Origin of the sequence: Streptomyces sp. NPDC014991, from assembly GCF_043080665.1 — a bacterium.
GTDB lineage: Bacteria > Actinomycetota > Actinomycetes > Streptomycetales > Streptomycetaceae > Streptomyces.
In genome coordinates this window covers 1-9,064 of record NZ_JBIBVY010000046.1, presented here as the reverse complement: position 1 = coordinate 9,064, position 9,064 = coordinate 1, and the positions used below count along the sequence as shown (strand labels likewise).

The 9,064-nt window shown below is 66.5% G+C and carries 10 protein-coding genes and 1 pseudogene; 3 read left to right on the top strand and 8 right to left on the bottom strand.

The window, feature by feature from the left end; genetic code table 11:
- Positions 1 to 237: 237 nt before the first annotated feature.
- Entirely contained in the window at positions 238 to 636 is a 399-nt protein-coding gene (locus tag ACF1BE_RS34815; RefSeq protein WP_392202995.1) for a hypothetical protein, read from the bottom strand.
- Positions 637 to 1,028: 392 nt separating this feature from the next.
- Between ACF1BE_RS34815 and ACF1BE_RS34810 the strand changes: the two genes are divergently transcribed.
- On the top strand, positions 1,029 to 1,172 hold the full coding sequence (locus tag ACF1BE_RS34810) for a hypothetical protein (protein ID WP_392202997.1): 144 nt from the start codon (positions 1,029 to 1,031) through the stop codon (positions 1,170 to 1,172).
- A gap of 223 nt (positions 1,173 to 1,395) precedes the next feature.
- On the opposite strand, the gene ACF1BE_RS34805 is transcribed toward ACF1BE_RS34810, so the two are convergent.
- The 5 genes from ACF1BE_RS34805 to ACF1BE_RS34785 form a co-directional block, all read right to left on the bottom strand.
- Positions 1,396 to 1,575, bottom strand: a complete 180-nt coding sequence (locus ACF1BE_RS34805) for a hypothetical protein (protein ID WP_392202994.1) — start codon at positions 1,573 to 1,575, stop codon at positions 1,396 to 1,398.
- A gap of 147 nt (positions 1,576 to 1,722) precedes the next feature.
- Positions 1,723 to 2,487 (bottom strand): hypothetical protein, encoded by a 765-nt coding sequence (locus ACF1BE_RS34800; protein WP_392202993.1) that lies wholly within the window; start codon positions 2,485 to 2,487, stop codon positions 1,723 to 1,725.
- Between the two features lie 54 nt (positions 2,488 to 2,541).
- Complete coding sequence (locus ACF1BE_RS34795) at positions 2,542 to 2,862, bottom strand: hypothetical protein (RefSeq protein ID WP_392202992.1); 321 nt, start codon at positions 2,860 to 2,862, stop codon at positions 2,542 to 2,544.
- Positions 2,863 to 3,085: 223 nt separating this feature from the next.
- Positions 3,086 to 3,835, bottom strand: a complete 750-nt coding sequence (locus ACF1BE_RS34790; RefSeq protein WP_392202991.1) for a transposase family protein — start codon at positions 3,833 to 3,835, stop codon at positions 3,086 to 3,088.
- Positions 3,836 to 4,760: 925 nt separating this feature from the next.
- Positions 4,761 to 5,594, bottom strand: coding sequence for a hypothetical protein (locus ACF1BE_RS34785; protein ID WP_392202990.1), 834 nt, complete (start codon positions 5,592 to 5,594; stop codon positions 4,761 to 4,763).
- A 541-nt stretch (positions 5,595 to 6,135) separates the two neighbouring features.
- On the opposite strand from ACF1BE_RS34785, the pseudogene ACF1BE_RS34780 reads away from it, so the two are divergent.
- Positions 6,136 to 6,495, top strand: a pseudogene (locus ACF1BE_RS34780) (transposase); the annotation flags it as partial.
- A 251-nt stretch (positions 6,496 to 6,746) separates the two neighbouring features.
- Complete coding sequence (locus tag ACF1BE_RS34775; protein WP_392202989.1) at positions 6,747 to 7,133, top strand: hypothetical protein; 387 nt, start codon at positions 6,747 to 6,749, stop codon at positions 7,131 to 7,133.
- 145 nt (positions 7,134 to 7,278) lie between these two features.
- On the opposite strand, the gene ACF1BE_RS34770 is transcribed toward ACF1BE_RS34775, so the two are convergent.
- Both ACF1BE_RS34770 and ACF1BE_RS34765 read right to left on the bottom strand, forming a co-directional pair.
- The gene (locus ACF1BE_RS34770; RefSeq protein ID WP_392202988.1) at positions 7,279 to 8,751 is read right to left on the bottom strand and encodes a sensor histidine kinase; all 1,473 of its coding nucleotides are present in this window, start codon (positions 8,749 to 8,751) and stop codon (positions 7,279 to 7,281) included.
- Between the two features lie 136 nt (positions 8,752 to 8,887).
- Positions 8,888 to 9,064 (bottom strand): transposase (locus tag ACF1BE_RS34765; protein WP_392202996.1); only part of this gene is annotated, 177 nt, incomplete at its 5' end.

Genomic DNA, 9,064 nt, shown 5'->3' with positions numbered 1-9,064 from the left:
GACCCACGGCCGCGACTGACGCTTTCCCACGACCAGACCAACGAGCAGTCTCGCCGATAGTCACATGATCAACGACTTCTGTTAGGGCCAGTTAGACAAAGGTGCTCCTCTCCGGCCGCCTCGGAGAGGAGCACCTTGCTGTGTACATCTGGAGCTGCCTCATCTCCTGAAGTGAGCAGGGCATCCTGCCTTCCCTTCTGACCTTCACCGCCGTGGCCGACCCGGCCGAACTCGCGCTCATGGACGTGCCGGTCCCGGTGGCACCTTCTGCCGGCGAACTATCGGCGAAGGCCGCACAGACTCGGCGCCGTGGGCCGCCCCGTCAAGCATCAGACCGGCCGGCTCCACGGGCGTGTGCACCCGCACCAGATCCGGCTCGACCGTCACGGCGCAGCCCACCGCCTCCAGGGCCGACCGCACCGCCGCGGCATGACGGTGCACCGCTTCGATGACCTCGTCGTCCCGCCCGCCGACCAGCCAGGTCTGTGCCCTCAGCCGGCGCACCAGCGACGCGACGGCCTCCTGCTCGTCCTCACACGACCGCCAGCTGGCCAGCCCGCCGGAACCCGCCGTGCGGCGACCGCCCGGTTCGGCGGTTGAAACAGGATGCGCCGACCGGGCACCAGCGCCGACCACCGCACACCGCCGACCCGCCCCACCACCCCCTCCACGGCCGTCAGCGTGCACCCCACGCCCTCAGCCTGACCGACGTGCCCCGCGGCATCCTCCGGCGCCCGCGCGGCAGCCATGACCGCCCGAAGCGCCAACCGGCAGGCACGCTCCGACAAAGGGCCCGCTCCCGACAGAACCTCCGCCACCGCCCCGGCATGCTCCGCCTGCCGCTCCGCCTGCCGCTGTGCCGCCGCACTCTCATCGCGTGGTTTGCGCCCCGACGCCCTGCCCCTAGCCTCGCCGTTTCACTTGCTGCGGCGTCCGGATCTTGAGCGGGAAAGCGAAAGTGCCTCCTGAACTGGGAAGATGAGGCTTGTCGAAGGTCTCTGTCATCACAGCAGGAAGGCACTTTCTGCGTGCACACTACCGGGTCGCGCCCCAAACTCGTCGTCTCGGCCGACGGCCACGGGGTGGTCAGCCATGCCGGCTCCCGTCTACTGGCCGAACTGGCCGATGCCACCGGCCTGACCGCGGCCTTCGCCACCTCGCCGCCGCGCTGATGGGATGGCTGCTGGCCCGGCGCTCACCCATCCGAGCGCGGCCGGTGCGCAGCGATCCCAGCTTCATCGGGGCCTCGGAGGTGCGATGATCTGCCTGCCGTCCGGTGGCTGAGCCTTCTCAGGCCATGCTCGGCGTTGCCCGCCTCCACAACATGGCCCTCACGGGACAACCCCAACGGTGAAGAGACAGCTCTCAGCGCGGAGTTGATCGTCGGCGAGCTGATCACCAACGCCGTCCGCCACGGCCCAGGATGCACCCGCAGTCACGGGTCCGCTCCTGGTCGGTGACGTCGACCGTGGACACCGCCATGCCGAGGATCCTGCAGTGCGGGTCCTGGAGCCGGAGCCCCGACACCTCGACGGCCCGCCTCTGCTTGGCCCCGCTCAACTGCTTGACGTGCATGACGTGTTGCCGCAGCGGCTTGCCGGTTGCGGATGTGGGTGGTCGACGGTACCTGGGAGCGGGTCTTCACCCGAGGAACCCTGGAGCACCCGGCCGAGCGCCGGACCCCAGCCATGCCCACCCGCCCACAGCCACAGGCCACCACAGTCAGCCCAGCTCAGCCAACCCAACTGAAACGGGGAGGCTAGGGGAGCTCTGTCCGCTGGCACGCAGCATCGCCAGCGCGGCCACCCGAGGACCCTCGTGCCACGACCTGGTGCAGCACTGCCCGCCCATAGCGGGGATCCCGGCAGGCAACCGCCAGTGACAGCGCCCGCGCCCGCAACGTCGCCGGAGCGGCCACACTCTGGTGCCGCAGCAGATTGGCATGCAACATCGGAATCGCCCGCACCAGCTGCAGCCCGAACCGTGCCGCCTTGCCGCTCCCGGGCGAGAACCACCCCAGCAGCTGCTCCCAGTCCGCCGCCCGCAGCCCCCGCGCAGGTGCCAGTCCCCCCGCGTCAACAGCACCCCAGCGGGAGACTGCCGACGCCGCGCTGCCGCGAGCTCGGCGAAACGCGGCCGCAGCCGCAGCCTGACAAGCTCCGCATGGATGCGGACCACGGCCGCATCGAGCTGGACCACCACATGTATGGCGTACTCCAGGATCAGTTGCTTCAGCTCACCGGTCGCCCGCAGATCCAGGTCGAACCGGTCGGCCAGCTGCGCCAGCATGTCCGCCTGGCCCACCATCGCTCCGTCGAGGTGATCGTGCTCGACGAACACCTGCCCCGATAGGTCCGACAGACTGGCGTCCAAGGCCTCATCGCCGTTCAGGGCGGCCAGGGCCCGGTGGATCCTGGACAGCCCGTCGATGGGGATCTCCCGGGGCACGAGGCCGTCACTGGCCATCTGCGCCCACAGCCGCTGCACCAGGCGTCCTCGCGGTGTCGCGCTGTACCGCCAGCGTGCCCCGTTCAGCTCGTGCTACCGCTCGACGTGCGAGTCCGGGTGCCCGGAGACGGCGAGGAACGTGTCACTGAGCGCGCGCAACCGCGCGGTCACGACGGTCAGCGCCAGCTCCATCCCCGCGACGGCGAGCGCGGCACGCACCTCCGCCGGGGTCAGATGGTCCACCGACTGCTCAAGCACATCCATGATCGCCAGGTACTGCCCGCGCAGCGGACTGAGTAGATAGCCCACCACCCGCGCCGGGTCTCCCGCGGCCATGCCCGCGTCAGCCCAGCCCTCGACCACCCAGTCCGTCTCACCGTCACTCGCGAAGACCTCCGGAATCGCGGTACCCACAAACACCTCCCAACCGAGACCTATAGGTCCGAAAAGAGAGTAGATGGGGGCACTGGCAATCAGACCGGAGACCGGTGGCACCCGGCAGCCGACAGCTGCGGCGACCGGACCTTCAGCGCGGTATCGGCACGTCTCAGGTGGGTGCGCCCGTGCAACGGCAGAGCAAGCGGCCTCGGTCTGGAAGGCACGTCTGGCGGTTGGGGCTTGCGGCCAGTGAGCGTTTTCAGCGTTGCCTCTCCAGGGTGAGGACGGCTTTGGCGATGACGGTCATGCGGTTGGGGCTGATGCGGGATCTGCGGAAGATCTGCCAGGACTTCAGCCTCGCCATGCCGCGTTCGACGGGAGCCCGGGCCTGGGCGAGTGCTCGGTTGACGGTTTGCTGGGTGAGGGTGAGCTCCCCGCCGGGTGGACGTCGTAGGCCAGTGGTGACGTGGGGGCCTGCGCCGGTATAGGCGCGGTCTGCGAGGACGGGCACGCCCTGGCGTTCGCAGATCCGGATGATGCGGTGGGTGCGGGCCGCGGTCAGGTCGTGGGTGCGTCCCGGTAGCGTGGGCGAGATCCACAGCACCTCGCCGGCCGGGTCGGTGACGACCTGGACGTTCACCCCGTGGCGGCGGTGCTTGGCCGAGTAGTCGGCGCGGCTGTCGCCGACCCGGTCGCACTCGGCGAGGGTCCCGTCCAGCAGGACGAAGTCAGGTTCTTCCGCGCGAAGTGTCTTCAGCAGGCCGGGGGCCCGGTCGGCGAGCAGTTCGACGACGGCAGTGACGCAGGCGTGGGCGGTGCCGACGGAAATCCCGAAGCCGTGCGCGATCCGCGCCAGGCTGTCGTGGCGGCGCAGGTACACAAGAGCGACCAGGGCACGCTGGTGCGGCGGGACTTTGCACCGTCGGTCACCCTCACGGGTGACGATGAGCATCGTGACCCACTCGACCAGCGCATGCGGCAGGTCGAGTGCGGCAGGATAGAAAACCAACAGGGCTCCTGCGCCGATGGGTTGAGACTTCGAACACCTCCCTCAACGGCACGGGAGCCCTGTGCGTTGCGCACCCCCTCACCCACACCGCCGACGTCACCCGACAGAGGCCACGTTGAAAACCCTCAGTGAACGTCCGCCACGTTGATGCCGCATGGAAGACACTTCCCAGCTCCGTCAGGCCGTCCTTACCTGGCTCAAGCAGGCACGCGACCTGTCCTCCGTACCCCAGACCATCAGCGATGCAGCGCTCACGGCGCTGCCGTGGAAGGCGGTGATGGCGGCTTGGCGGATGAGTTGGGTGAGGGATCCGATACGGCCGGCGGTTCGCTGGTGGAGGTAGGTGTGGTGGCGGGGGAGGGTGCACGACCTGGGAGCGGCCCACTCTCCCGGGTCGCGGCAGGCCCTTCGCAGTCTCCGCGGAAGATATCCCTGAGTCGTTCGACCTCGGCGTCGGTCCCGCGCCGAAGCCGACCGGCGCGATTGAGCAGAGCACGCAGCTGGCTGCGGGTGAGCCGGGCCGCTGCCGCCGAGATCGGTGCCGCGGCCAGGACCGCACGGGCGTGCTTGGAGTCCAGGTCCAGCGCACCGGCGCCGTGAAACGCCTGGAGAGCGGCTGGGTAGTACTCGCGCAAGTGGGAGCGGAGCCTGTTGACCATCTGGATCTTGTTCCAGATCGCGTCCTGATGGGCTCGGCCAGGACGGCGACGGCCTGGACGAGGGACGACCTGACCGACGGCGGCAGCGACCGCCTGGTCGACGCCCTGTACGCATGGGGCGACGAGCCCCGCAATCACACCCGCCTCAACGCGTTCCACGAGGCGGGCGCGGACCATGTGGCGATCCAGGTGGTGACGGGTGGCCCGACTCGCTGCCTCGAGAGGAATGGCGCCGCCTGGCAGCCGTCCTCGTCTGAGGCTGTCCCTCAGACCACGGTCCGACCGTCGTGCCGCGCCGGGCAGTCCCGCAGCAGCTTCCGGATCTGCTCGGAACGGTCGACCCCCGGTCCGAGCTCGTGCATACGGCGCTGCAGCAGCGCCCTCGTCGCGTCGTCCAGCTGCTCGCAGTGCCCCCTGAACACCTCGCGCAGTGCCTTCAGCGCCCAGTATTCGTTGAACGGCTTGTCCTCGGTCACCGCTGCCTCGGCGAGCGCGGGTCCCCACACCGGATCCGGGTTGGCGTACAGGTAAGCGGCGGCGGCCAGCCGCAACCCGCGGTCACCGCTGTGGAGATGCCGATCGACGTCGAAATCCCGGGCGCCCCGGAGCAGCCGGACCATCTCGTCCACCAGGTCGCTCATCGCCTGCGTCCGCGCGCGTCCGCTGGACATGGTCCACCGGATCTCGTTGTACCGCGCCGCCAGCCGATCGACGGGGTCGCCCGGCGGCGGCTCGGCGGGCCTACCGGTGGGCTGCGCCCTGCTGAGCGCCTCTCTCACCCCGTCGGCCAGGTCCTCGGCGGTCTCCTGGTGTCTCGCGTCGCTCTGTCTTGCCTCTCGGATGGCGTCCTGCGCTGTACTTTGGGCCTCTTCCACCTGCCTCTTCAGAGTGATTCCGAATCCGGAGACCTCGGAGAAGAAGACACCCAGGAGCACCAGGATCACGAGACCGGTGACGACCATGGGCGGATCTGTCATCTGGGGATGACGGCACACCCTGACGACGGTGCCGTTCGAGGCCAACTGCTGGTCGCACACCTCGGCCGTGAAGAACAGGACGACGGCCGCGCCTGCGGCGAGGACCACCAGCGAGGCCGCCATCCATTGAGATGGGCGGACCGCTTTTCGGCTCGCTCGCCGACGGGCCGCCGAGTCGTCGCCAACTCCAGTCGCGGTCATCCCCCACCCTTCGGCGCCTGCCGGCACAGGCCGCCATGCTGGCCTCCCCAACGGCCGCCTGGCAAGCAGGGCTTGCCGCCCGATATGCGGCGGGTAGGGGCTGACCGTCCCGCCGACCGACGGACCGACCGACCGCCCTCGCCCGGGCACGGCTCGATCCCGCGGTCGCGGCACCGTCACAAGGAAGTACGTCCGAGTGGGAGCCGGACCGGTCCTGACGGCGGCGCCGCGGCATCCCGCACACGATCTCCGAGCGGGCCGACCCGGTCTGATTCCGGCCGGCCATCGACGGAGCCGCCACCTATGCCCGCCGCCTTCCAGGCTTCGGTGGGGATCAGACGGCGGGCCGCTTCCTCAGCGCTGAGCGGTCCTGTCCATCGTCGTGACCAACAGCTCGGGGCCGACTTCCGAAGTGCTCCCCGAACTGCGGTAGGAACGCTGCTACTCGACGTCTGTAGAGCCACGACGTGCCCTGCTGCCCGCCTGTTTGTCAGACCTGCTGATCGCTGCCCACCAGCAGCTCGACTGCCCAATCGTGCTCGTCTGGGACAACCTGAACGTCCACAGGGCCGCCGACCTCCGGCAGTTCGTCGATGCCCGGGACTGGCTGACCATCTACTACCCGCCGCCCTATGCACCCGACCTCAACCCTGTCGAAGGGATCTGGTCCCTCCTGCGACGCGGCTAGCTCTCCAACGTCGCCCTCAGCAACCCCGAACACCTCGTCCAGCGCATCCGACGCGGCCTGCGGCAGATTCAGTACCGCAGTGACCTCATGCCCGGCTGCCTCGCCGAGACCGGCCTGACCATCAGACCCGCCTGATCCGGCACGACATCACGAGTGCGACCTCAATAGCCGTACACCACCCGCGGCACTACCCGACACCCCCGTTCGAGACATCGACAATCTGACCAGAAATACATGAAACAGAACAAGAGCTGTTGTGTATTTCGACAAGCCCGGACCATCCTGTCCCACGCTGATCAAGCGATCACACGCCTGAAGGACAGGGAGGAACGCATATGGCGCGGTTAAGGAAGCGATTTGCGGCGAGCGTAGGGGGCCTAGCGCTCATGGCCGGACTGGTCATGACTGGCGCCAATCCGGCAAATGCCGCATCCACGGAGGATCATTTCAGTTTCTCTTTCTACTATCCACCGGGAGTCACGGACGTCGAGATATTGGTGACCAACCGCACCAAGGGGATACCGGCCGGCTATGCCGACTTTATAGCCGACGGTGACATAGTCGTGGCCCACGACTCGGGCGCAGACGGCTATGGGATCGAGGCACATCTGAAAAGCAGCCCGCCGAAGATCGCCTCTACGCGAGGCCACAGCGCTCCGTATACTGACGCAGACAAGCGCGACCTCCCGGAGAACCACTCGTACCAATTCTGGGTGTGCGCCGTTAACGGCAATTGGTCGTCCTGCTCCGATACGCAACTCGTCGTTTCTTGACCTTAACAAGCTGTCGGAACTGCTGAGCGCCTCCGCAAGCGGGGGGCTCAGCAATGGCCTGCGTGACGCTGCTCGCAAGCTGCTCCAGCAGGTTCAGTATTCCCTGGCTTGCTGGAGTGGGCGCGTTGCGGCTCCGGATGCAAGTTTAACCTTCCCGGCATATCGGCGGAGGAGATGTACGAGTGCCAGGAATGCTTATTATCGCCTCAGTTCCCTGTGGCTTGGCCGCTTGGAGCGTTACCGTCCCGCCAGCTTGTTGAACGGCCTTCGCCACGATGGCCAATCCTAGGCCACTGCCTGGCAAGCTGCGGGCGGTTGGCGAGCGCCAGAAGCGGTCAAATACGCGGGGCAACTCGTCGGCAGAGATGCCCGGTCCTTGGTCCTTCACGGTCAGTCGGCCGTCGCGGAGCTGGAGACTTACAGCAGCTCCGGGAGGTGAAAATTTCACAGCGTTGTCCAGCAGGTTTACTACGGCTCTTTCGAGAGCGGCGGGATCTGAAGACACGTACCACTCATCTAGCTCGCTGGTAAAATCCAGCCCACTCGCACGATGCTTCACACGCTTCAGTGCACGGCTGGCCACCTCGTGGAGTGCGACGACGGGAACCGGTTCTTTGCCCAGATTGGCATCTGGCCTAGACAGCTCCTGCAAGTCGGCGATTAGCGTGGCCAGCTCGCTCACCTGGGATTCAACGGAATGCAGTAGCTCTCTCATGACCTGTTCAGGAATCTTCCGACCTGAAGTATGACTCCGGAGTAGAAGCTGTATGTTCGCTCGGAGTGACGTCAGGGGAGTGCGCAATTCGTGTCCGGCATCAGCAATGAGTTGTTGCTGTCGATCACGTGACACAGCAAGAGTCTCGGTCATGGTATTGAAGGTCCTGGAGAGTCTGGCAATCTCGTCTTTTCCGTGGACAGGAATGCGGACTGTCAGGTCTTGAGTGTGCGCGATGCGCTCCGCGACATCCGTGAGATCCTGTACTGGGCGCAAGCCGGCTCGACTGATTGCGATACCAGCCGTGGCCGCACCTGCGACACCAATCCCTGCAATCATCAGAAGGAGAAACGCCAAGTTATTCAGTGGCTTTTCTACGACATTGAGTGATTGCGCGATTGAGACCGCGTACTGACCCGGCATCCCTGGAGGCATATCGGGGCGAGTGGTCGAAACCCGTACCTTTCTCCCATCTTGGGTAGTGGCGTCATGAACGGCTGACCCTAAAACGCCGCGAGCAACAGCGATGTCGCTTCCGGAGACCTCGAACGTCTGATTGTCGGGAGCGGCACAGATCGTTCCATCCGGGGTAACAACCTGCACCATGTACGGGGTAGGTGTCTCATTTCGCTGTCCGCTTGCAGTTGACTCTGCACTACACGCGATCAACAGTTGTTGTACGTAGCGAGGCGAAGCCGCAACGTTCCGCAAATTCCTATCCAGTTGATCAGTCAACTGCTGTCTAGTGATGAGCCATGACGCCATGGCGACTGCACTGACAGCCACGGCTACGGCTGCGGCAGCAGCCAGTCCAAGCCGTAACCGCAGGCTCATACGCCGCAACGCATCCTTCATTTGAGTCTCCCCCTCAGGCGTCAGTCCATCGCGGGCCTTGCCGGTCAAGGCAAGGCCGCTACGCCGTGACAGCCGTCCGGGCCCCGGCGGGCTGCCAAGACTGCGAACGCGCACCGTCCAACCGCGCATGGTGCCTACACGGCCAGTGTGCGGGGCGAAGATGAAAAAGCCCTAAGACCGTGTCCTACATGGTCAGTTTGAGGAGCCGTTTGTAGCAGCAGAGGGCGGCGGCGAGTCCGAGGAAGGCCAGGGAGTTGCCTGGGTTGCGCTCGTAGCGGTGGTTGAGACGGCGGTAGCCAGTCAGCCAGGACATGGTGCGCTCGATGACCCACCTGCGTCGGCCGAGTCGTTCGCTGGAGTC